Origin of the sequence: Anabaena sp. FACHB-595 (assembly GCF_048568275.1) — a bacterium.
In the GTDB taxonomy this organism is placed as follows: Bacteria; Cyanobacteriota; Cyanobacteriia; order Cyanobacteriales; family Nostocaceae; genus Trichormus.
Genome location: NZ_CP183473.1, coordinates 5,081,215 through 5,103,258 on the forward strand (window position 1 = coordinate 5,081,215; position 22,044 = coordinate 5,103,258).

Genomic DNA, 22,044 nt, shown 5'->3' on the forward strand with positions numbered 1-22,044 from the left:
CCTTATTCAAAAATACTATGACTCAACTCAATAGCGATCGCCGTAACGGTAATAATAGTAATGGGAAGCAAAATAAGATGATCAAAATTGATGGTCAAGCTTCACCAGAGACAAGCAAAGCTTTAGTTAAATTTAATCAAAATGACTTTGAGCAATCGGTAGTACTGCGCCAATCTCCTATTTGGTCACGCACAATTATGCTGACCTTGATAGGGTTAGCTTGTGTGGGTATTGGTTGGGCATATTTTGCAAAAATCGAACAGGTAGTACCAGCTACTGGTCAACTGAAACCAGAAGGTACAGTTAAAGAAGTACAAGCACCAGTGAATGGTGTAGTGAAGGAGGTTTTTGTTAAAAATGGAGAAACAGTTAATAAAGGTGATCTACTATTAACCTTTGATCAAGTTACCACCGTCGCCCAGTTAAACTCATTAGAAAAGGTTAGACGTGCCTTAACTCAAGAAAATCAGACCTATCGCCGCTTAATGAGATCAACTGGTGGTATTGCTTCTGAACTAGAATTTGTTCGCAGTCGATTACCACAAGAAGCAACTTTTCTGTTAAGAAGTCGTGCAGCACTAGTTGCAGAAAATGAATTGCTGCGTACTCAATTAAATAATGCTACCACGGGTATAGGTTTAGATAGTGATGAACAAAAACAGCTACAAGTTGCCAAAACTGAATTAGATTCTCGTGCAGCAGCCGCAGGACTAGAAGTTTCCAAAATTCAAAAACAACTAACTCAAACAACGGTAAAGCTACAAGATACTCAATCTAGTTTGGCAATCCAACAAAGGATTTTAGATAAGATTAAAATCTTAGCAGAAGAAGGTGGTATTTCGCAGTTACAATATCTAAATCAACAACAGCAGGTACAAACTACAGCAGCAGAAGTCGCTCAATTAGTTGAAGAACAAAAACGCCTGCAATTTGATATTGAAAAAAATCAACAGCAAGTTACTAATACAGTTGCTAATTCTGATAAAAATATTTTAGAGAAAATTGCTGATAACAAAAAACGTATTGCAGAAATTGATAGTCAGTTCATGAGAATTGTCTTAGATAATGAACGCAATTTAGCCGATATCACAAGCAAAATTTCTCAAGCTCAACAGGATCTTAAATATCAAGAATTACGCGCTCCTGTAGCTGGCACAATCTTTGATTTAAAAGCAAACAATACTGGATTTGTGGCGAACCCTACACAAAAATTATTGCAAATCGTCCCTAATGAAAACTTTATTGCTGAGGTTTTCATCACTAATAAAGATATTGGTTTTGTCCGCAAAGGAATGAAAGTAGATGTCAGAATTGACTCTTTTCCTTTCAGCCAGTTTGGTGATATCAAAGGTGAAATAATTGATATTGGCTCAGATGCGTTGCAACCAGATGAAATATATAAGTTTTATCGCTTCCCTGCCAGAATTAAACTCAATCAACAATACTTACAAGTCCAAGATAAGCACATTTCCTTGCAGTCGGGTATGTCAATTAGCGCTAATATCAAAGTCAGGGAAGAACGGACAGTCCTAAGTCTGTTTACGGAAATGTTTACCAATCAAGTTGATAGTTTAAAACAGGTGCGTTAAATATTTCAGATGTCAGGCATCGAATTTACACATCTTTTGGTGTTGACAGTTGACAGTTGACCCTTATCCTGTTTGGCTTTCCTGATTTTGAATTTTGAATTTTGAATTGATATAAGCTGATGTATCCTCAACGTATTGAACCTCAACCGGGACAAGAATCTGTTTGGGACTATCCTCGTCCCCCTCGCTTGGAGGACACAAGCAAACACATTCAGATAATTTTTAATGGGGTAATCATCGCCGATACCCAAAATGCCAAGCGTGTTTTAGAAACAAGCCATCCGCCTTCCTATTACATTCCTCCAGGGGATATTAAAATGGAATACCTCATCCCTACACCACAATCGAGTTTTTGTGAGTGGAAAGGATTAGCGGGTTACTATACCATCCGCGTGGGAGATAAAGAAGCGCAAAACGCAGCCTGGTTTTACCCCAATCCGACAACAGCATTTGCATCGCTGCAAGATCATGTCGCATTCTATGCCCATCTTATGGAGGCTTGCTATGTTGATGGCGATCAGGTGGAACCACAACCGGGAAATTTTTATGGTGGTTGGATAACGAAAGATGTCGTCGGCCCTTTTAAAGGTATCCCTGGTAGTTGGGGATGGTGAAATGTTTTTTAGCGCTTGGCTGAGGGTGTTTTTTCGGTAGCAATGATGTGTAAATCGATGTTTTTTAGCAAGCGGACTAACTTGTGAGTTAAAGAACCTTTGAGGAGAATTTGCCAACGCGATCGCTGACTTTCACCGATGACGATTTGTGTAATACGATATTGTTCAGCAACCTGGGCGATCGCTTTACCTATATCACCACTAGTCACACGAATAAAAGTACCTGCAAATTCTTTACACAATTTCTCGCAAGTGTCGATGTGTAAGCTTTCTTCTTTGGTGAGGAATTGTTCAGGATTAGCAACAAATACTACATATAAGGGTGCATTCATGTAATTTGCGAGTCTTGCACCCCGACGTAACAATTGTACGGATTGGGGATATGTAGAGATACAAACCAAAACTCGTTCGTGAATATTACAGAATTGTCCATTGGCTGTACTGGCGTTTACCCCTGGTATCGCTTCTTCTTCTACATTGTCTGCTACTTCCCGCAAAGCCAATTCCCGCAAAGCAATGAGGTTACGACGTTGAAAAAAGTTATCTAGGGATTGTTGAATTTTTTGTGGTGCATAAATTTTCCCTTCTATTAACCTTTCTTGTAAGGTTTCAGGTGTAACATCTACAACCACAACTTCATCGGCTTCTTTCAGAATCCTATCAGGTACACGCTCTCTGACAACCACACCAGTGATTTTCGCTACCACATCATTGAGACTTTCCAAATGCTGCACATTCATGGTGGAATAGACATCAATACCTGCGGCTAAGATGATTTCTACATCTTCATAGCGTTTTTCTCGTGGTGAGCCAGGGACGTTTGTGTGAGCTAGTTCATCAACTAATACTAACTGGGGTGTAGACCCATAGCGGCTTGTTGATAGACATCGCTTTAAAATAGCATCTGTATCCATTTCAGTGAGTGTTAATCCACCTCTGGCTATTTGCTGACGTGGAACAACTTCTAGCCCTGCTGCTTTATCGGCTGTCTCTTTGCGTCCGTGAGTTTCTAACAGACCAATAACAACATCAATTCCCTCTTGTTTAAGAGCCTGTGCTTCTTCTAGCATCCGGTAAGTTTTCCCTACACCCGGAGCCATACCAATAAAAATTTTATGTTTGCCCCGCTTTACTGGATACATAGGAATTGGTCAATAGTTATAGGACTTACGCACCCAGGTTTTCTGTTGAGACTGGGTGTAAGGGGGTAAGGGTATAGGGGTGTAAGGGTTTTAAACATTGACACCCCTATACCCTTTCCTACACCCTTCTCCAAACCCTTGATTTTTCGTTTTCATGCGTAAGTCCTAAGTTAAAAATTCAGAGTTAACTGTCAAATGTTAAAAATCCCTAATATTATCAGTTTTGTTGACGATTGATATCTTGCAAATCGAGAGCATAATTTAATCGCAGAACATTAACTCCTGGTTCACCAAAAATTCCTAAAAATCTACCATCAGTGAACTTATTAATTGCCAGGAGAATTTCATCTGGTTGAACACCACGGGCGCGAGCGACTCTTTCTAACTGTTGTCTTGCAGCTTGAACAGAAATATGGGGATCTAAGCCCGAACCGGAACTATAAATTAAATCGGCAATAGGTTGAACATTCTCATCACGGAGTTGATTTGCTTCCTCAATGATGCGCTCAAGCAGTGCTGGGTTGCTAGGAGCTAGATTGCTACCACCAGATATACCTGTTGGCTTGGCTTTTCTGCCTTGACTATATCTAACCGCACTAGGACGACTGTGAAAATATTTTTCGGAAGTGAATACTTGACTAATTAAGGTTGAACCTATTGGTGTTCCTTCTATATTTTCCATGATGCTACCGTTAGCTTGGATGGGAAATAAACCTTGCCCAACTACTAAAATAGCGAGAGGATAAATAATGGCTGTCACTAACCAAAAGATTAGAGTAATACGAATTGCTCTCAAAATTTCTCGAATAAAAGACATATTAATCAATTCAAAATTCAAAATTAAAAGTTCAAAATTAAAGACAGTCAACCACAGTTACACTCGGTTTTAAACCCGACTTTTCTCATAACATTTTTCCGTTAATATCACAATTCAATTGGCTCTTCAGTTCATTTTATGGAACAGAATAATAAATAAAACCCAAAGATAGCCTGTATTCATTGCTGTGACTGGGTTTTAAGTTTTTGAGCCTTTCTATAAAACTGTGATTTTAATGCTCCACCATAAAACCAACGCAAGAGCCATTCAATTTTAGATTTTGTAGGTGTAGATTTCACCAATCTTTGTTGCCATTATTAAAAGCGCTCTGGTTGAAAAATAACGACAAATAAGTAAATAACAAGTCCGGCGATCACTGCTCCTAAAATACCAAAAGCCCAGGGGGAGTTTTGATTTAGTGTAATACTAGTAGCTGCATAGACTCTGGGGTTAATGATGAGATGGAAACATAAAATAAGGGCGATCGCTAAGGGTAGCTGTTGTTTTGTCCATCTTGACCAAATATAGGCAATAGTCTCCGAAAAAGCGGAGGTAATCGCCTGTATCAAATCCACCATGAAAAACTTGTCATATCCATCAATTCCTTTTTTCATACTTTTTCTTATACACCCGCTTAAATTATTTAGTTAGTTGTTAGTTGTCAGTTGTCAGTTGTCATTGGTTTTCTTCTCCCCCCTGCACCATCTCGAATCGTTTTTTCATGCCAACCCAACCAGAGTAATTAATATATCTATCAATTTAATAGCGATAAATGGTGCAATCACTCCACCTAAGCCATAAATGAGAATATTACGTTGAAGTAACTGATTGGCTGTTAATGGTCTAAACTGCACACCTTTTAAAGCTAAGGGGATGAGAGCCGGAATAATTAAGGCGTTGTAAATTAGAGCCGACAGCACAGCAGAGTTAGTACTAGTCAAATTCATAATATTCAGGCTTTGCAGATTAGCCGCCGCAAATATGACCGGAATAATGGCAAAGTATTTAGCAATGTCATTCGCAATGGAAAATGTAGTCAACGCACCACGGGTAATCAGCAATTGTTTACCAATACTGACAATATCAATCAGTTTTGTGGGGTCTGAGTCCAAATCTACCATGTTGGCGGCTTCCTTGGCGGCTTGGGTTCCCGTGTTCATGGCTACACCAACATTAGCTTGGGCTAAGGCTGGCGCATCATTGGTTCCGTCTCCCGTCATGGCTACGAGTTTGCCTTGTGCTTGTTCTCGTTGAATGACGCTGATTTTATCTTCTGGTGTGGCCTCGGCGATAAAGTCATCAACTCCGGCTTCTTGGGCGATGACAGAGGCTGTGATGTGGTTATCACCAGTGAGCATAATGGTACGTACTCCCATCCGCCGCAACTGGTCAAATCGTTCTCGAATCCCAGATTTAACAATGTCTTTTAGGTAGATGACACCGTAAATTTCGTTATCTAGGCAAACTGCTAGGGGTGTACCTCCCTGTTGGGAGACTCGCTCATAGGCTGCGTCTAATTCTGGGATAGTTTGCCCATTACGAGAACGCACAAACCCTTGAATCGCACCGACTGCTCCCTTTCTTGCTTCCCTTCCACCAGGTAAATTAGTGCCACTCATCCGTGTTTTGGCAGAAAATTCTACTGCTTGGGCTAGGTTGGGATCTAGGTCATACCTGATACCTAATTTCTCAGCTAGGCGGACAATTGATTTGCCTTCTGGTGTATCGTCAAAAACGCTAGCAGCCCAAGCAACGCTGGCTAATTGTTCTACAGAGTAACCATTAATGGGAATAAACTCTTCAGCCAAACGATTACCCAAGGTGATTGTGCCTGTTTTATCTAACACTAGGGTATTAATATCACCACAGACTTCTACTGCCCGTCCAGAGGTGGCGATGACGTTAAATTGGGCAACTCTATCCATACCAGCAATGCCAATAGCGCTGAGTAACCCGCCGATGGTGGTGGGGATCAATGCAACTAATAAGGCAATTAAAGTCGGGACATTAACTGGTGTATCAGCATAGTAGGCAAATGCAGGTAAGGTGGCAATCACAAATAGAAATACCAAGCTCAAAACTGCCAATAAGACAGTCAAAGCGACTTCATTAGGTGTTTTGCTGCGTTCTGCACCTTCTACCAAGGCAATCATTCGGTCAATAAAACCTTTACCTGGGTCAGATGTCACCCTGACAATCAGTTCATCGGAAATAATCCGTGTTCCACCAGTAACGGAACTAGCAACATCTGAGCCTGATTCTTTGAGAACTGGGGCAGATTCCCCAGTAATTGCTGATTCATCCACTGAGGCGACACCCATAATTACTTCCCCGTCGGCGGGAATAATATCGCCAGCTACTACATATACAGTGTCGCCTTGTTTGAGGTTAGTGGAAGGGACTTCTGCAATTGTGCCATCAGGAGAAAGTTGTTTGGCGATCGCTTCTGATTTAGTTGAGCGCAATGTATCAGCTTGGGCTTTACCTCTACCCTCGGCGACGGCTTCGGCAAAGTTAGCAAACCAAACAGTAAAAAATAAAATCCCGGTTAATAGACCGTTGAAAAGTTGGGGATTTTTCTGTTGATTGGGGCCAAATAAGTCGGGATTAATAGTCACGGCTAAGGTGACGAGTGTTGCTACCCAAACCACAAACATGACAGGGTTTTTAATGGCAGATTTGGGATTGAGTTTAACAAAAGCATCCTTAATAGCCCTGAGGTAAATTCCTTTGGTTTTGATTCTAGCTTTCTTACGTGCTTGTCGGCGATCGCTCGGACGATTGCGGGGGGGTTTAACTTTTCGGGTAGGTGCAACTGGGTTCATATACAATTCAAAATTCAAAATTCAAAATTCAAAAACTCCTGGGGAATAGGATTTTTTTGCTCCTCTACCCCCAGCCGCTTCTAGCTACCAGATGCTAGTTTAAAACCTTCGGCGATGGGGCCTAAAGCTAGGACGGGGAAGAATGTTAAAACCCCCAAAATCAAGACTATGCCGGCGGTGACCGTCGTAAATATTAAAGAATCGGTTTTCAGGGTTCCTGGGGTTTGGGGTACGGTTTGTTTACGAGACATACTATCAGCCAAGAGCAGCATGGCAATAATGGGGACATAGCGGCCTGTAAGAATGCTGAGACTGGTGCTGAGATTCCACCACAGGCTATTATCGGTCAATCCTTCTAAACCGGAACCGTTGTTAGCACTGGCTGAGGCGTATTCGTAAACTACCTGGGAGATGCCGTGAAAGCTGGGGTTACTGATGCCGGAAAGGGAGAACGGATAAGCCAGGGCGATCGCACTGGGAATTAAGACTACTATGGGGTGAATCAGTAATATGAGGCTGGCCAGGACAATTTCCCGCTTTTCGATTTTGCGTCCAAAAATTTCTGGGGTACGTCCTACCATGAGTCCGGTGAGGAATACGGTGAGAATCAAATAAATGAATAGGTAAGCAGTGCCGGTTCCCTGACCACCCCAAATAATTTGCAAGAATAAGTTAAATAAAGTGGCAAATAGCCCTTGAGGCATTAAGGAATCGTGCATTCCGTTGACTGCACCGCACATGGTAGCGGTTGTCATAACTGCCCAAAGTGCTGTTTCTGCCCAACCAAAGCGGACTTCTTTGCCTTCTAAATTGGGTTGTTCTATTCCTAAAGTGCCATTAACTAGAGGATTTCCTTGGAGTTCGCCACCTGCGGCTACCCACACCAGAATTACAAAGACAATAAAGACCATCCAGAATAATAGCCAAGCCTGTTTGATGTTTTTGGCAAATACACCGTATGTATAAATCATGGCTGCGGGGATCGCAATCATGGCAATGGTTTCAATTAAGTTAGTCAAGCCGTTGGGATTTTCAAAGGGGTGAGCGGAGTTAGCGGCAAAAAAACCGCCGCCGTTTTCTCCCAACATTTTGATCATCTCAAAGGATGCTACTGGGCCTCTAGCAATGTACTGGGTTCCCCCTTCTAAGGTAGTGATTGTCAAAGTTTCGCCTATTGTTTGCGGTACACCTAACAAAACTAAGGCGATCGCACCAATTACCGAGATGGGCAATAATATTCTGGTAATCCCACGGGTAAGGTCAACATAGAAGTTCCCTAGTTTTCTGCCTGTTAAGCCACGAATGAAGGCAATACCCACAGCTAAACCAGTGGCGGCTGAGGTGAACATCAAAAATCCCAAGGCTGCTACTTGGGAGAAGTAACTGAGGGTTGTCTCGCCAGCGTAGTGTTGTTGATCAGTATTGGTGACAAAGGAAATTACTGTATGCAGGACGATATCCCAACTAGGCACACCTAAACCGTTGGGATTCCAAGGTAATAACCTCTGAAAATATATCAGCGAATATACTAAAATTCCCATGAACAGATTGGTGTATAGTATTGCCCGGATATACTGCCAACCAGTCATCTCATCTTTAGGACGGACACCTGATATTACATAGACACTCCGCTCTATGGGATTCATTACACGATCAAGTATTGTTCTTTCTCCCAAAAACACACGGGCTATATATCTACCTAAAACCGGAGTAATTGCTATGACAATACACAGCGTTAAGCCAATTTGTAACAAACCTTGTCCCATTTATTTCACGCCCAATTCCAATTGAGTGCTATACCGTTAATTATTTAGATATAAAAAATAACCTGTTTACTGATGAGAGTGTGAGCAATTTGGCAACTTCTCCGTGAACCACAATTCAATCTACACACTTTACTTGTTTCAACCATTACTATTTCTTGGATACTATTTAAAGTGTCCATCAAGAATATTTAAATTTTACTTTTACTCATATTTTTGATTGTGAATACATTTGTTTATACAATACATCCTGAAGATTGGCTACTTTACAATCTGTGAGATTTACTTGCTCAAAAGTAACCCGCAAGTATAATATTACACGCATTACGATAGATACTTAAGAAAAAAATATGATAAAAATCAAATTCTCTACCTTCAGTTTGATTAACATTTTCACCTATTTAATCAGAAATTTAATTTCAATACCGAGAAATAGGATCTAATTTTAGATCAGCTTGAGAATTAGTATATTAAAAATGGTGACTACTAATATGAATAAAAAATATATGTTAGAACAAGAATTATTAATAGCTAATGAACCTAAATATTATAAACAAAATATTTTAATCATAGGTGGCGGCCCTTCAGGCCTTGCTACCGCATTAATTCTAGCCAAAAGGGGTTGGACAAATATTACTATATTGGAACAACGGGCAACAGCTGATTATTATGAACCTGACAAGTCATTTAATTATTTAATAGATGGTCGAGGACAAAAGTTAACAGATTATCTGGGCATCACCTCTATCCTGGCAACTCTAGGTGTTTCATCTCAAGAATTTTACTTAACCAAGATTGCCCCTAACGGTGACAAAAAATCATCAAAGTTGCCTATTATAGACCCTCAAAGAAAAACTGCTTATTGGATTACCAGAAAAGCTTTTGTGGGGATGTTATATCAGCAGATTGAACAGCATTGGAACGAATATATAAAAGTTCTATTCAATGCTAAATGTGTCAAAATTAATAAATTAGCTATCAATAATGAAGTAGAGAAATTAGAAGTTCTTGCTCAGGTTGGTAACGATAATTTCGTCAAATTTGAGCCTAGTCTTTTAGTTGGGTGTGATGGTCTGCGCTCAGTTGTCCGTAATACTTTAGCAGAGTGGGAAACTTCTGGATTGCACAAATTTCAGATGCAGCAGCTACCCTCCGCTAGTTCTGGTTTGAGGTATAAAGTGTTAAGCTTGCCACCGAAGCCATCTTTGGATCATCGTGGTGAAGAACAAGCTGTGAGCGAAATGGCTTATATTGTCCTGGGAGCTTTACGTAATCGCCAGCGTTATTTAAGACTTGGTTTACTACCAGTAAAAGACCCAGAGGAACCAAGAACCGCGAATGTAATCGCCTTACCAGACCATGAAGTGTGGACGTTGCAAGATGGTGAGGCAATTTATAGGTTTTTCGAGAAATCCTTTCCCCAGTTGCCCATACGTAAAATATTATCCCCCGAAGAAGCCGACCGATTTGCCAAAAGTGAAGGCGGTTATTTCCCTAAACCCCAATACTGTGATGGATTGCAATTTTTATTGAAACACAAGCCAGAAACTCAGGATGCTTCTGCTGTTGGGGTAGTGTTGTTAGGCGACACTATCCATTGCTTTCCGCCAGATATTGGACAGGGGGTAAATGCGGCGTTAGAAGATGTTTGTGTTTTGAATGAGGCGCTTGCTCAGAGTCATGATAACCTCTCACAGGCATTACCTTTATATGAGTCCTTGCGGCTTGCTGATGTCAAAGCTGTCACCAAACTTGCTCAAATCGCCTTTCCCTGGCAATACGGTCAAAACCCCTTCCGCACTAAGCTATGGAGTATCAATTTTTTTCTCAGACTTGTACTTAGTCGTTTGTTACCTTTCCTATTTTATCCACCAGCATTTTTCCTCATCCAAAATTATCAGCTTTCCTACCAAGAAATTTTGGTTAAAGTCGAACGTACCAGCCAGACTTTATATGTACTTGGGCTGGTAATCGGGTGTGGATTGTTGGTTGTAGGTGGTCGCTGGCTATTTGTCGCATCACATAATATTTAATGGGTCTACATCTATAGTTAAGTTGACACCATCAGGACAAAGTAGACGTACTTCGTCCCAGTCTGGTAATTGGGGTAGTGCTTCGGGGGCAAACTTGAGTAATATTTGCCAGCGATAACGGTTTGCTACCCGCATCACACTAGCTGGTGCTGGGCCTAATAATTCAAATCCTGGGTTGGCATTTAATACTGTGGCGATCGCCTGAGTTGTATTCTGTACTTGTATAGGATCAAAGCTACTCAGTCGCAATAAAATTAACCTACCATAAGGTGGATAATTGAGGGCTTGCCGTTGTTCCAATTCCGCCTGCACAAAAGACTGATAATTGTGATACTTGACTGCTTCAATTACTGGATGTTCTGGTGTGTAAGTTTGCATAATCACCCTACCAGGGTCATCACCTCTGCCAGCTCTACCAGCTACCTGAGTCAGAGTTTGAAATGCCCGTTCGCTGGCGCGATAATCTGACAAATTCAACAGTCCATCAGCAGCGACGACACCCACAAGTGTCACCTGGGGTAAATCTAACCCCTTAGTTAACATTTGCGTCCCCACTAATAAATTCGCTTCCCCATTGGCAAACTGAGTCAGTAGGGTACGGTGTGCGCCTTTGTTGCGGGTGGTATCACTATCAAAGCGGATGTATTTTAACCCCGGAAACTGTCGGCTTAATTCCTGGGCGACTCGTTGAGTACCGCTACCGAAAAATTTCAGGTAAGGTGAACTGCATTCTGGGCAGTGTTTGGGATGTACGCTCACATAATTACAGTAATGACAGCGCAACAATTGAGGCGCGCCTGCTTCTGTCTGGTGATAAGCCAGGGACACATCACAGTGGGGACACTCCACTACATAGCCACAACTACGACACGACACAAACGTACTATGTCCCCGACGATGGATAAATAAAATCCCCTGTTTTCCCGTTTGTTCCAGGTGTTGTAAAGCTGCTTGTAACGACCGACTAAATATAGAACGATTCCCATCCTGTAACTCTTGCCGCATATCAACTATCTCTACTGGTGGTAGGGGGCGAGAGTTGATGCGTTCCGGGAGGGGGGAGTAGAGAGCGAGGCTATTGACTATTGACTGTGGACTGTTGACTGCTGACTGTTGACTGTGGACTGCTGACTGTTGACTCACGCTTACCCAACTTTCTAAGGAAGGTGTGGCGGAACCTAAAACTAGGGGACAGTTTTCTAGTTCTGCACGCCATTGGGCAACGGTGCGGGCGTGGTAGGTGGGGATGGGGGAGTCTTGTTTAAAGCTGGAGTCATGTTCTTCGTCGAGGATGATTAAGCCTAAGTTGGGTAAGGGTGCGAAGATGGCGCTACGTGTGCCGATGACAATTTGGGGTGTGCCTGTCAGCATTTGTCGCCAAGTGTCGTAGCGTTCACCATCGGAGAGGGCGCTGTGATAGACGCTGATTTTATTGTTACCAAAACGGGCGCGGAAACGGTCTGTGAGTTGGGGTGTGAGACCGATTTCTGGGACTAATACTAGAGCTGATTTGCCTTGTGCGAGTATTGGAGCGATTGCTTGTAAATATACTTCTGTTTTGCCGGAACCTGTGACTCCGTGCAACAATACTTGAGCAAATCCATTTAACTTTTGGATAGTTGCTAAGGCATTCTCTTGAGCAATATTTAATAACTTCGGTGTATCTAAATCTAATACTTGTCCTTGTTCTGTCCGCAATACCTCTCTTTCTTCTATAGCAATGTAACCTTTTTGTTCCATCGACTTCAGGGTAGAGGAACTGGTACTACAAATTTGTAACAATTCACTGTGCCATAGCTCACCGCCACGTCTCCGCAATACTTCTAAAATCTCCCTTTGACGGTTGGTTAAATCACGATCAACTGTATCAATTAATATGACTGCTTTTTGCAATTTTGGGCGATTTGTCCGGGGCGGTTCTAAGTAACTTTCTACTAAACCTATGCGTAATAATTCCCGCATCCCTCGATAAGTAGCTTTAACTTTTTGTTGCAAATAATGGAAACTATAATCTCCTGATGGTTGGGATTGCAGTAGTTGGAGAATTTGCTGCGCTGGGGGACTTAAAAAGCTGACAAATGGCTGTTCATTTTCTCTTTTGATCAAGCGCACGCGACGTTGCGATCGCCCTAATAATCCTGGTGGTAATGCTACTCTTATTACTTGAATTAAAGGTGTGTAGTAATATGACGCTACTCTATTTAATAATTCCCAATAAGCACTAGCAAAAAATCCGGAAGTTACTACGTCCTCTACTTCCCGGATCTTGTCTGGTGCTAGATCAATGTTGGGTTCTGCCAATAAACGAATGGCGATCGCTCCCAATTGTTGGGAGCCAAAAGGTACACTTAATATATCCCCAGGTCTGATTTCTAACTGACTTGGTATTCGGTAAGTGAATAATCCTGAATTACCAGGAAAGTCTACTAATACTTCGACATACTGATTTTCATTGGTTATTACTCGGTATAATTCCTGATTTTCACTCACTACTAAATCCAGGGAATTGATGTCATTAATATACATAGTTCTTGAATTTTAAAGATAAATATTCTTATTGCCTTAAACTCAGTCCGTAAAGTTCTCTTAGCTCGTTATATTTTAATTTTTCTTTCTTTAGAATAAAATTGTAATTCAAAATACTTTTATTAGTTATGATACTTGATAAGTTTCCTCTTATGTAATCTACTAGACAAATTAAAACCAACCATACGTGCAATAAATATTTGAAGTCCACTATAAAAAATAAAACTATCTACCTGTCTATTTCTGAAATAGTTCATCTAACTACTAAATAGGGAATAGCCTTTTTTCCGCCCATTGATAGATATTCATTCCTTTGTCTCTATGAGATGCTTTTATACAAACAATTTTGTGGGATTAGTAAATTGCCTAACTATTAGCATTTAGGAAAATAACCAAGCCACTGACTAACTTTAAACCAACAAATATTATGATTGCAGTTATGTCTCTCAACGAATAAAGCTAGAAAACTTTATAAAAGTATATAATTATTAAAAATGAAGGGGACTTTTCCCGTATTTTTTTCTAATTGTTAATTTAGAGAAAGGTTGAGGGGGTTTAACAGATTAAATGATTAATAAAAAAATAAGCAATATATCTGTTGGAAACTGAGAAAATAAAATTTGGGTGCAAAACTAAATATTCCTGAGAATTCTAATATAGTAGCAGCTATAAAGAGGCGGCTAGGAGTTATTTTTAACTGCTAGAAATTAATTACATGAATCTGAAAATTGCTACTTAAAAGACACAATCTTAGTTAGGAAGCCCAACAATTCTCAGTAGTTAACAGTTGTCATGAAATTATGTACCAAACAAAGCATGAATCCCTCAAGGAAACTATGAATATTGCTGAATTGGGAACAATGGAAATAATAGAGAGCGTTGTAGAACATGAAGAACACTCTCTTGATACTTTAGAACTGATAATAGAAGAAGAACCCCCAATAACAGAGAATTTAGACTCAGAGGAACGTGATAGCGGGGATGAAATGGCGGCTGCCCGACCTTCGGGCTACAATAAAACCGAGCATGATGATGCGGTAGGTGCGTTCTTTAAAGAAATGGCACGTTATCCACTGCTAAAACCCGATGAAGAGGTAGAATTAGCCAGAAGAGTCAGATTTTTAGAAGAAGTTAGAGATTTACAAGCAGATCTGCAATTACAAATAGGGCAACATCCGACAAAAGCCCAAGTAGCTGGTCAACTAGAGATAACAGAAAAACAATTAGAAAATCGATTGTATCAAGGTCGAGTGGCGAAGCGTAAAATGATTCGCTCGAACTTGAGATTAGTAGTATCAATTGCCAAGCGATATCTAAATCGGGGAGTACCTTTTCTAGATTTAATTCAAGAAGGTGCAATGGGATTGAATCGAGCTACAGAAAAATTTGATCCCGATAAAGGATATAAGTTCTCTACTTATGCTTACTGGTGGATTAGACAAGCGATTACGAGAGCGATCGCTAATGATGCCAGAACCATCCGCCTACCCATCCATATTGTAGAAAAACTCAACAAACTCAAAAAAGCCCAACGGGAACTCAAACAAAAATTCAGCCGCAACCCTTCCGAAGCAGAAATGGCCGAAGCTTTGGAAATTAGCGTCCCCCAACTGCGCCAACTGCAACAACTCCGGCGACAAGCCCTATCTTTAAACCATCGTGTCGGTAAAGAAGAAGATACCGAACTGATGGATTTATTAGAAGATGAGGATAACTTATCTCCGGAAGCAAAAATGAACGAAAATATGATGCGTCAGGAGATTTGGGAAGTTTTAGGTGATGTCCTCACTCCCAGAGAAAAAGACGTAATTTCTCTACGCTATGGTTTGACAACTAGCGAACCTTGCACCCTGGAGGAAGTCGGAAATATGTTCAACTTATCCCGCGAACGAGTCCGCCAAATTCAAAGCAAAGCCATGCGTAAATTACGCCGTCCTCACATAGCCAAACGTCTTAAGGGTTGGTTGATTTGAGCTAGGAATTAGGGATTAGAGATTGGACTTTAGTATTTTTACTTAGGACTCATAACTAATACCAATTTGAAAAAGGAATGCGACAGATATAAAGCCCCAAACGCTTATCCCGTCTTGATTCTTAATTTTGTACTCCTGCGGAGAACCCAAAGGGTATTCTGTTGGCGCAAGCCTTATCTAGGAGACGCTACGCGTTGGCGGTTAGCCTCTCGTAAGAGATTGCCGTAGGCTATGAGTGAATTTTGAATTGGTATAACCTGACCATTTTTTATTCTGCCAAGAGTAACAAGTCAAAAAAATTACAACATAAGCACACCCTATTGGAGGCGATGGCGTTCCGCCCACCGTAGGCGATCGCTTAAACTATTGACTGTGGACTATAGACTATGAATGAATGACTGTGCGTAACGATTTGACCGTGCGTTTTGCTGAACCTGCTGATAGCGAAACACTATTTAGCTTAATTAAAGAATTGGCGGAGTACGAAAAATTAACTCATGCTGTAACTGGCAACGTTCTTGCACTTCAAGAGCATTTGTTTGGCTCCCAAAGATACGTTGAAGCAATTTTAGCGGAATCCTCAGGTCAAGCCGTAGGGTTTGCCTTATTTTTTCATAATTACTCTACCTTCCTCACCAAGCCAGGCATTTATCTAGAAGACTTGTTTGTCCTACCCGACTATCGACGACAAGGCATTGGTAAAGCACTCCTCACTAAATTAGCCCAAATAGCTGTCGAGCGTGATTGTGGACGACTAGAATGGAGCGTTCTGGACTGGAATGAATCAGCCCAAGCATTTTACCGCCACATGGGAGCAACCATATTAGACGATTGGCGAATTTGCCGCGTTACAGAAGACGCAATGAGCCAATTAGCCAAGGGGAAGTGAAGAAGGCAAGGGAGCAGGGAGCAGGTGAGCAGAGGGGCAGGGGAAGCAAAGAAGAAGAACCAATGACAACTGACAACTGACAACCGACTATTAAAGTTTGACAGCTTGTCATTTGACTATGACAGCAGCTCAACTGAAAATAATTGAGGATGATATTGGTCTCAATGAGCCTTATTTGCAGAGAGAACGCGACATGAAAAAGATTTTTTCCCTAGTACTGTTAGGCATAGCACTCTTCACTTTTGCCTTCAGTAGCCCTGCATTAGCAGCAGACAGTGTAAATGGAGCCAAGATATTCAGTGCTAACTGCGCTTCTTGCCATGCAGGTGGCAAGAATTTGGTTCAAGCACAGAAAACTCTGAAGAAAGCCGATTTGGAAAAATATGGGATGTACTCAGCAGAGGCAATCATTGCCCAGGTAACAAACGGTAAGAACGCCATGCCTGCTTTCAAAGGTCGCTTAAAACCTGAACAAATTGAAGATGTAGCTGCTTACGTGCTAGGAAAAGCCGATGCAGATTGGAAGTAAATTCCACTTCAAGAGCAAAGCTAACTAACAGATAGCGGGAAATAATCCCGCTATTTTTATCATGAGAGAGATGAAGTAATAAGTGGAAAGCGCAAATTAAATTAGATAATCTTCCACATTTGGCACATCTACCCAGCTAGCAGTTATATAAGATTGATGAGATAAATCCATTAATAACTGGGAATAAATACCTTCTTTTAAAGATGGTACTATTGGCTTTTGCTGATCAATGCCTTGTACCCATTGGTCTACTACCCGCAAGAATGCACAAATGCGTCCGTCGGTGTAATGTTGGGGAAATAGTAATTTGGGTGGGATTTCGATTTCTTGAAGAGGTTGACCTGGTTGGGAACCCCAAACGCGAAAACCGTGGATGTAATCTTTTTGATTTTCACTACCAATTACTAGAGTACCGCGATCGCCATATACTTCCATCCAGTGTGTTCTAGAAGCATGAACAGCAGCGCTGATAGTCACTTGGCAGGGCGTACCATTTGCTAATTCTAGTGACAGCAGACAAGTATCGTCTGTCTCTACTGCTTTTAATTCACCACTAATAGAGTCAATCCGTTGAGGAATAGCTGTAGTCAAATGGGCATTTAATCGGCGGACTGAACCAAATAGCCAATAAATATAATCGAAAGCGTGGGAACCTAATGAACCTAACGCACCACCACCCTTTTCCTTAGAAGAATACCAGTTCCAAGGACGGGAAGTATCGGCACGAGAAGAACCTAACCAATCAATTCTAATCAGGCGAGGAGTTCCTACATAACCTGATGATAGAAGTTCAGCGAATAGTTGCCATGCAGGGACAAAACGAAACTCAAAATCTACAGTGGCAATAACACCTTGCTTTTTTGCTAATTGATACAATTCTTGTGCTTCAGCTACATTTAGGGTGACAGGCTTTTCTAGTAGTAAATGTTTTCCTGCTTGCAATACTGTTTTCCCCATTTCATAATGCAGGAAAGGTGGTGTAGCGATACTGACTGCTTGTACTTCCGGCAGATTAACGGTATCAGCTATAGTGTCAAAGGCATGGGGAATATTGTTTGCTTCGGCAATTGCTTTAGCTTTATGAATATCGCGGTGATAAATCGCAACTATATCAGTGCGATGATGGGCTTGAAAGGCAGGTATGTGAACTTTTTGACCAAAACCAGTCCCGGCGATCGCTACTCCAATTTTACCCTGATTTGCTTGTAATCCAGACACCATAAAATTTAAATAACTAAAAGTTTATGTGTAATTCTACGGCGAAGCAAGCTAGGCGTAACATCTTTGAGCAATCTTTTCATGTTGACTGTTGACCGGAAGAGGCAGGGGGAGCAAGCCCTTTCCGCCAATGCGAGTGCGGCGTACCACTTCATGGAAGCAAGCTACGCGTAGGATCTCGTAGAGAAGCGAAACACGGAAGCCCTATCCTAGAAGGATGCTTAATTGGGGCGGAGTCTGAGCTTCCGTCTCAATTTATCCCCCTTGCTCCCTTGCCTCTTTTGACTATGTAATTTAAAAGCGTAATAGCTTAACAATTATCAATGCTGTTGTGGCCCTTTGGCATCACATTCCTTACTCCAGCACCGTTTTAACAGTCCAATGCGCCAACTGTAGGCGAAACGTCGGGGATTAAGTTCTAAGTCGCGGTTGAACAATGGTTGGTTGAGATATTGCCAAAGAGGAAATTTAATTTTGTGGTGTTTATCGGCCATAGGAAGAGCAAGATAGTATAAAAATAGTTTTGGTAGTAGCTCACCATATAAAGAACAACTACCAGATAATGAATTTCTAGTTAAAGATGACATGATATACATCCAATTGTCCTGGTGACAATTGCGGAATTCTACCTAAAGTTTGATGCTCAGGAATTTTTATAAAATAAATATATTTAAATCGCCAAGAAGCTAGAGGCTAGAGGCTAGAATTTTTACTCAGCAAGGGCTTACGCCTCACCTTGCTAACACTACTCAGTCCTCAGCACTCAGTTCTCAGTTCTCCGTATTTAGCACTCATCATAGTTACTCTTGCGTTCTGATGGCTTGAGCTGCAAGATAAACTTTAGTCCATTCGCCCATGACTTGATGCTGTTTGAGGTTTAATTGTTGGGCTACAGCTTCTGTGGAGTTGCCTGATTTCCGCAAATCCAAGATTTGTCGTGCAATAGGGCTTAATTTTTCGTAGAGTTCTTGCCATTGGTTTTGTGTTAAACCCAAGTTATTTTCCTGTAAGGAAATTGCCAGCCAGTTATCTACGAGTTCTGGTTTACCCTTGAGGGCAAAGACACGCACTGCGTGGTAGCTGATTTTTTCTCGCAGTCGATAGATTTCTTTGATTGGTTTATTTAATTTCTTGGCGATTTCATCTTGGGTTTTGCCTTGTAAATACAGTTTTAGCCACTCTACTGCTTCTGTTCCCAGGTTTTCTTGTAAGTAGTTGGCAAACTCTTGCTGTACTGTCTGGCGCAGCGCTTGTTGTTCTTCTATTTGCTGTGCTTCTTGATATTCAGCGATCGCTTGATTATCTACTAGGTTAACTCGATTGTCGTTGTCGTCTGTCAATACTTCTTCGGAAACTAGCCTAACTAAGTCACCACCAGGGACTTGAGTTAACCCACCGCGTTGAGAACGGCGCAGGTAGTTGACAAAACGATAAACTAACAAGGGCTGATTGCGTACTGGTCGTAAACAATATTCTTCTACAGTCGCAAATAGTAAAGTATCTTTGAGTCTCTTATCTAGAGCAACCTCGGCGATGTACGCCATTTGCTGTTGGATGTAAGTGTCATTTTGTAGCAATTCTTGTATTACTTCTTGTAATACATCAAGAACACCACGTTGGCGATCGCGGCTCAGAGCAATCCAGGTTTGAATTTTATTCCGTAATGTGACTAAACTTCCCAGCCGAGTGATCAGGTTGCGATAAGCACGTTCTCGACCTACACCCAAGTAGCGTTGACTTAAAATCTTCCAGCGATATTCCATCGCTTGCTTGGCAATTTCAAGTTCTTTAGGGTTTAGTAAATCCAATCGTTGTGCATCACGACCTAACAGCCAGAGAATAATACTCTCTATTGCAGCTACATTTTGTTCTGGACACTCCGCAGCTAGCCGCTTGCGCCAAAATTGTGCTAGTTTTTCTGCTTCCGTTGCCATAGCGAGATTGCGCTCCTCGAAACCCTGTTTTAAAGTTTGCATCACAACCCCCATTTGTCGCACTTATCTTGTGAGCTAGCAAATCACCGTGAGTCCGTCATCTTGATGAGGACGTATCAACGATTCCATTGTTATTACGTCTTTATTGACGAATTTTATGCAGGAATTTATCTTTTTCTGGATTTTTCTTCGTCTTCAAGTCGCGGAAATCCTTGTATATCAAGCATTTGCTTCAATCTAGGCAAAATTAAAATTTTGTAAACTTATGTGTTGGAATCACGGATGGGGCATTTACCCAGAGTAAGTGCAGATGCCTAATTTTTTGAGAGGCGTTTAGAAAAGCTAACATTTTGTACCTAGAGGAGCGGAAATAATACACTCTTATTCAGACGCTATTTTAGCCATATAAGTTTCATTTCAGGGAATTTAGCGAGGATAATCTTGTATTTTTAGGGATGGAGAGTGTAAATTTCTTTCTGTCTTTCTCTACGTTTCCTGGATGACGCTCCGCGTTAAGCGTTGGTGCAGCCTCTCCGACAGAGAAGCTATACCGCTTTACACCCGCAAGAGGCTTTAGCGCCTCAAAGAGAAGCACAGTTTTAAACCTGGCTTTTTTCTATAAAACATAAAAATGTAACAAAAACTACAAAATCACCATTTTTCTGAAAAACCAAAGATAAGCTAGGCATATATATCTGATTCGCCAAAATGCGGCGAATAGGAGAAAAACATATGGTTTCAATGCCGACCCTACCTTTGGAAGGTGCTAGTCCAGCACATATTTGTCCATTTGATCAAGCTTGTAGCTACTTGGAAGCAGCCGCAAAAGAGTTGAGGCTAGATCAAGGGGCGCTGGAAATTCTCAGTCACCCACGTAAAGTTGTGACAGTTTCTATACCTGTGAGATTAGATAACGGTGACATCCGGGTGCTAGCAGGACATCGAGTACAGCATTCTGATATATTAGGCCCCTACAAAGGTGGAACGCGTTACCATCCAGCTGTGACACTGCGGGAAGTATCTGCTCTAGCAATGCTAATGACTTGGAAATGTGCGCTATTGGGTATTCCTTATGGTGGTGCGAAGGGAGGTATTGCTATAGATCCCGAACACTACAGTGTAGGTGAATTAGAGAGAATTACTCGTCGTTATACAAGTGAATTGATTAAAGATATCGGCCCTTCCGTAGATATACCAGCGCCAGATGTGGGAACTTCCGCCCGTGAGATGGCTTGGATGATGGACACTTATTCTATGAATGTTGGTCACGCAGTCCCAGGGGTTGTCACAGGTAAGCCAATTTCTATCGGTGGTTCACGGGGACGGGAAATGGCAACTGGACGCGGTGTAATGATTATTGTCCGTGAAGCACTGGCGGATATGGGCAGAACCTTAGAGGGAGTCAAAGTAGTTATTCAAGGTTTTGGCAATGTAGGCGGTGCTGCGGCTGAATTACTGTACCAAGCTGGAGCGAAAATTCTTGCTGTTTCTACAGGTGCAGGAGGTTTATTTGCGTCTGATGGTCTGGATATTCCGGCATTAAAAGCCTACGCTGCGGAAAATCATCGGAGTATTGTGGGTTTTCCCCAAGCAGTACCAATTAGTAATGCAGAGTTGCTAACTTTACCTTGCGATGTTTTGATACCCGCAGCTTTGGAAAACCAAATCACTGAGGAAAATGTAGACCAGATACAGGCGCAAATTGTGGCGGAAGCTGCTAATGGCCCGGTGACTTTGGAGGCTAACCGAGTTCTAGAAGGGCGGGGTGTGACTGTACTACCAGACATCTTGGCGAATGCTGGGGGTGTGGTGGTGAGTTATTTAGAGTGGGTGCAAGGTCTTTCTTACCTATTTTGGGATGAGGAGCGTGTCAATCGGGAAATGGAACACTTGATGGTGCAAGCTTATCATCAAGTTATTAAACAGTCACAGATGCGGCAAGTTCCTTTGCGATTAGCCGCTTATACCTTGGGTGTGGGTAGGGTTGCTCAGGCGTTGAGCGATCGCGGTCTTTATCCTTGAGGAAGGGACTGGGGATTGGGGATTGGGGACTGGGTATGAAATAAACTCTTTATTCTCTCTGCGCCTCTGCGCCACCCTGCGGGTTCGCTCTTAGCGTTCTCGTAGAGTAGCCGCAAAGCGTCTACTGCGTGATAGAAATCATCTCACAATTATGCAGCGCCAGATTTTAC

16 protein-coding genes are annotated in these 22,044 nt (G+C 41.7%); 7 read left to right on the forward strand and 9 right to left on the reverse strand.

Going from position 1 to position 22,044, the window contains the following annotated elements; translation table 11 throughout:
• Window positions 1–17 precede the first annotated feature (17 nt).
• Entirely contained in the window at window positions 18–1,589 is a 1,572-nt protein-coding gene (locus tag ACN222_RS21210; RefSeq protein WP_010998378.1) for an HlyD family efflux transporter periplasmic adaptor subunit, read from the forward strand.
• Between the two features lie 119 nt (window positions 1,590–1,708).
• Complete coding sequence (locus tag ACN222_RS21215) at window positions 1,709–2,203, forward strand: DUF427 domain-containing protein (RefSeq protein WP_010998379.1); 495 nt, start codon at window positions 1,709–1,711, stop codon at window positions 2,201–2,203.
• A gap of 8 nt (window positions 2,204–2,211) precedes the next feature.
• Here the strand turns inward: ACN222_RS21215 and ACN222_RS21220 are convergent, their stop codons facing one another.
• The 5 genes from ACN222_RS21220 to kdpA form a co-directional block, all read right to left on the reverse strand.
• Window positions 2,212–3,345, reverse strand: a complete 1,134-nt coding sequence (locus tag ACN222_RS21220; protein ID WP_010998380.1) for a universal stress protein — start codon at window positions 3,343–3,345, stop codon at window positions 2,212–2,214.
• Window positions 3,346–3,562: 217 nt separating this feature from the next.
• Window positions 3,563–4,162 carry a K(+)-transporting ATPase subunit C gene (gene kdpC / locus ACN222_RS21225; protein ID WP_010998381.1) on the reverse strand — a complete coding sequence of 200 codons (600 nt, stop codon included), beginning with the start codon at window positions 4,160–4,162 and terminating at the stop codon, window positions 3,563–3,565.
• Between the two features lie 317 nt (window positions 4,163–4,479).
• Window positions 4,480–4,776 (reverse strand): K(+)-transporting ATPase subunit F, encoded by a 297-nt coding sequence (gene kdpF, locus ACN222_RS21230; RefSeq protein WP_010998382.1) that lies wholly within the window; start codon window positions 4,774–4,776, stop codon window positions 4,480–4,482.
• Between the two features lie 105 nt (window positions 4,777–4,881).
• Window positions 4,882–6,987: a potassium-transporting ATPase subunit KdpB gene (gene kdpB / locus ACN222_RS21235; RefSeq protein WP_010998383.1), complete on the reverse strand. Its 2,106-nt coding sequence runs from the start codon at window positions 6,985–6,987 to the stop codon at window positions 4,882–4,884.
• A gap of 80 nt (window positions 6,988–7,067) precedes the next feature.
• A complete protein-coding gene (kdpA, locus tag ACN222_RS21240; protein ID WP_010998384.1) occupies window positions 7,068–8,753 on the reverse strand; it encodes a potassium-transporting ATPase subunit KdpA in 1,686 nt (561 codons plus the stop codon).
• A 503-nt stretch (window positions 8,754–9,256) separates the two neighbouring features.
• Between kdpA and ACN222_RS21245 the strand changes: the two genes are divergently transcribed.
• The gene (locus tag ACN222_RS21245) at window positions 9,257–10,783 is read left to right on the forward strand and encodes an FAD-dependent oxidoreductase (protein ID WP_044523251.1); all 1,527 of its coding nucleotides are present in this window, start codon (window positions 9,257–9,259) and stop codon (window positions 10,781–10,783) included.
• Here ACN222_RS21245 and priA read toward each other — a convergent pair.
• Entirely contained in the window at window positions 10,769–13,309 is a 2,541-nt protein-coding gene (priA, locus tag ACN222_RS21250) for a primosomal protein N' (RefSeq protein ID WP_096637191.1), read from the reverse strand. The genes ACN222_RS21245 and priA overlap by 15 nt on opposite strands.
• 800 nt (window positions 13,310–14,109) lie before the next feature.
• Here priA and ACN222_RS21255 point away from each other — a divergent pair.
• The 3 genes from ACN222_RS21255 (at window position 14,110) to petJ (ending at window position 16,700) form a co-directional block, all read left to right on the forward strand.
• A complete protein-coding gene (locus tag ACN222_RS21255; protein WP_010998387.1) occupies window positions 14,110–15,282 on the forward strand; it encodes an RpoD/SigA family RNA polymerase sigma factor in 1,173 nt (390 codons plus the stop codon).
• Window positions 15,283–15,676: 394 nt separating this feature from the next.
• Window positions 15,677–16,171, forward strand: coding sequence for a GNAT family N-acetyltransferase (locus ACN222_RS21260; RefSeq protein ID WP_010998388.1), 495 nt, complete (start codon window positions 15,677–15,679; stop codon window positions 16,169–16,171).
• A 193-nt stretch (window positions 16,172–16,364) separates the two neighbouring features.
• Window positions 16,365–16,700, forward strand: a complete 336-nt coding sequence (gene petJ / locus ACN222_RS21265; RefSeq protein WP_010998389.1) for a cytochrome c6 PetJ — start codon at window positions 16,365–16,367, stop codon at window positions 16,698–16,700.
• A gap of 96 nt (window positions 16,701–16,796) precedes the next feature.
• On the opposite strand, the gene ACN222_RS21270 is transcribed toward petJ, so the two are convergent.
• The 3 genes from ACN222_RS21270 to ACN222_RS21280 form a co-directional block, all read right to left on the reverse strand.
• Window positions 16,797–17,921, reverse strand: coding sequence for a Gfo/Idh/MocA family protein (locus ACN222_RS21270; RefSeq protein ID WP_010998390.1), 1,125 nt, complete (start codon window positions 17,919–17,921; stop codon window positions 16,797–16,799).
• Between the two features lie 317 nt (window positions 17,922–18,238).
• Window positions 18,239–18,505: a hypothetical protein gene (locus ACN222_RS21275; protein ID WP_190449732.1), complete on the reverse strand. Its 267-nt coding sequence runs from the start codon at window positions 18,503–18,505 to the stop codon at window positions 18,239–18,241.
• Between the two features lie 213 nt (window positions 18,506–18,718).
• Complete coding sequence (locus ACN222_RS21280) at window positions 18,719–19,906, reverse strand: HetZ-related protein 2 (RefSeq protein ID WP_044522125.1); 1,188 nt, start codon at window positions 19,904–19,906, stop codon at window positions 18,719–18,721.
• Between the two features lie 678 nt (window positions 19,907–20,584).
• Here ACN222_RS21280 and ACN222_RS21285 point away from each other — a divergent pair.
• Entirely contained in the window at window positions 20,585–21,874 is a 1,290-nt protein-coding gene (locus ACN222_RS21285) for a Glu/Leu/Phe/Val family dehydrogenase (protein WP_044522128.1), read from the forward strand.
• The last annotated feature ends 170 nt before the right edge of the window (window positions 21,875–22,044 follow it).

Coding starts and splice junctions, on each gene's coding strand:
- ACN222_RS21285 (WP_044522128.1), top strand. CDS start 20,585: ATGGTTTCAATGCCGACCCTACCTTTGGAAGGTGCTAGTCCAGCACAT.
- ACN222_RS21220 (WP_010998380.1), bottom strand. CDS start 3,345: ATGTATCCAGTAAAGCGGGGCAAACATAAAATTTTTATTGGTATGGCT.
- ACN222_RS21275 (WP_190449732.1), bottom strand. CDS start 18,505: ATGTCATCTTTAACTAGAAATTCATTATCTGGTAGTTGTTCTTTATAT.
- kdpB (WP_010998383.1), bottom strand. CDS start 6,987: ATGAACCCAGTTGCACCTACCCGAAAAGTTAAACCCCCCCGCAATCGT.
- kdpA (WP_010998384.1), bottom strand. CDS start 8,753: ATGGGACAAGGTTTGTTACAAATTGGCTTAACGCTGTGTATTGTCATA.
- ACN222_RS21280 (WP_044522125.1), bottom strand. CDS start 19,906: ATGGGGGTTGTGATGCAAACTTTAAAACAGGGTTTCGAGGAGCGCAAT.
- ACN222_RS21245 (WP_044523251.1), top strand. CDS start 9,257: ATGTTAGAACAAGAATTATTAATAGCTAATGAACCTAAATATTATAAA.
- ACN222_RS21210 (WP_010998378.1), top strand. CDS start 18: ATGACTCAACTCAATAGCGATCGCCGTAACGGTAATAATAGTAATGGG.
- kdpC (WP_010998381.1), bottom strand. CDS start 4,162: ATGTCTTTTATTCGAGAAATTTTGAGAGCAATTCGTATTACTCTAATC.
- ACN222_RS21215 (WP_010998379.1), top strand. CDS start 1,709: ATGTATCCTCAACGTATTGAACCTCAACCGGGACAAGAATCTGTTTGG.
- ACN222_RS21270 (WP_010998390.1), bottom strand. CDS start 17,921: ATGGTGTCTGGATTACAAGCAAATCAGGGTAAAATTGGAGTAGCGATC.
- petJ (WP_010998389.1), top strand. CDS start 16,365: ATGAAAAAGATTTTTTCCCTAGTACTGTTAGGCATAGCACTCTTCACT.
- ACN222_RS21260 (WP_010998388.1), top strand. CDS start 15,677: ATGACTGTGCGTAACGATTTGACCGTGCGTTTTGCTGAACCTGCTGAT.
- kdpF (WP_010998382.1), bottom strand. CDS start 4,776: ATGAAAAAAGGAATTGATGGATATGACAAGTTTTTCATGGTGGATTTG.
- ACN222_RS21255 (WP_010998387.1), top strand. CDS start 14,110: ATGTACCAAACAAAGCATGAATCCCTCAAGGAAACTATGAATATTGCT.
- priA (WP_096637191.1), bottom strand. CDS start 13,309: ATGTATATTAATGACATCAATTCCCTGGATTTAGTAGTGAGTGAAAAT.